At 65.8% G+C, this 1,516-nt stretch carries 1 protein-coding gene; it reads left to right on the forward strand.

The features are described from left to right. Window positions 1–641: 641 nt before the first annotated feature. Window positions 642–1,516, forward strand: an 875-nt coding sequence (locus U9979_RS25165) for a reverse transcriptase domain-containing protein (RefSeq protein WP_416219861.1), incomplete at its 3' end; no start/stop codon positions are given.

A 1,516-nucleotide genomic window follows, 5' to 3' on the forward strand; every position in this document is an offset into this window, starting at 1 on the left:
GGCTGTTGCTCGCGGACCGCAACTTGTGCGCCACGAGGCGCTTGTGCGCCGTGAGGCGCTGAGGATCGAAGGAGGTGCGAGACCTCCTCGCTGGGCTGTCGCAGCAGTCCGGTGGGAGCTGAGCGCAGTCTGACCCGGGAGACGCCGGGGAGGGCGGGAAGCAGCGCTGACAAAGCCGGGACTGTTCGGGACTGCCAGACGGGCCGGGTCCGGCGAGCGAGACCAGAGGGTGTACGAGAGGAACCAGTGGTAAAGCTCCGTAAGCGTGGCACCGGCTTAAATCTGGCGGATACAGGCCGGGGTGCAGTGCACGGTCCGCCTGGTGGGCGGGCCGACTCCGTAGCTGACTTGGCGTGTCGGTGGGGAGGTCACGGTGAAAGCCTGCGGCGTAGCCGTGGCGATGCTGCCGGGGCAAAGCTGGATGCCGGACTGGTCGATCGATTCTCAGTGAACACGGGAACCGTCCCGTGTCGTTCCCTTTTCCCGGGAGCCACCCCGAGTAACGGGATAGACACGTCGTCTGTCGAAGGCGCGGGACGGGGCGGAGGCCCCGTAGTAGTCCGAGCGGGCGAGAGGCCCGCGCATGGCGAAGGGGGCCAGCAAGTCGGCGGTGGACGTGCTGGAACACCAGGAGGTCGTCGGTGAACACCGACGAACCGGCGGCCGCTCTACTTGAGGCGGAACGCCGGGTACTGGAGATCCAGGCCAAGCTGCACCGTTGGGCCGGTGACGACCCTCGTCGCAGGTTCGACGACCTGTTCAACCTCGTCGCGGACCCAGGCTTCCTGCTGGTCGCCTGGGACCGGGTCCGGAACAACAAGGGCGCGCGCACGGCCGGGGTGGACGGCGAAACCGCCCGCTACATCGAGTCCGTGCGTGGGATGGAGGAGTTCCTCGCGGAACTGCGGGAAGATCTGAAGTCCCGCACCTTCCAGCCCCTGCCGGCGCGGCGGCGCGCGATCCCCAAGGCGGGCGGGAAGGTCCGCTACCTCGGGGTCGCAACCGTTCGTGACCGGGTGGCGCAGGCGTCGTTGAAGCTGGTGTTGGAGCCTATTTTCGAGGCGGATTTTCTTCCGTGTTCCTACGGGTTCCGTCCGAACCGCCGGGCTCACGACGCGGTGGCGGAGGTGCACCATTTCGCGTCCCGCACGTACGAGTGGGTCGTGGAAGGTGACATCAAAGCCTGTTTCGACGAGATCTCGCATTCCGCCTTGCTGGACCGGGTGCGGGGTCGTGTCGGTGACAAACGCGTCCTGGCTCTGGTGAAGGCGTTCCTGAAAGCGGGTGTCCTCACCGAGGACGGCACGCTGGTGAACACCGACGCCGGTAGTCCGCAAGGGTCCTTATGCGCAGCTACGCATAATCCGCCTTGCGGCGCACCACTGAACGTGGCGTTCCATTCCCAATCCTCCAGGTATCCGGCCTGCAGCATGTTACGCAGTAGCCGACGGAACCGATTGTCGTGGATCTTTTCGCCCAGTATCCCTAGCATGACCGAATGGTCCAGCGAATCGTA

The organism is Protofrankia sp. Cas4 (genome assembly GCF_963555915.1).
Classification (GTDB): domain Bacteria; phylum Actinomycetota; class Actinomycetes; order Frankiales; family Frankiaceae; genus Protofrankia.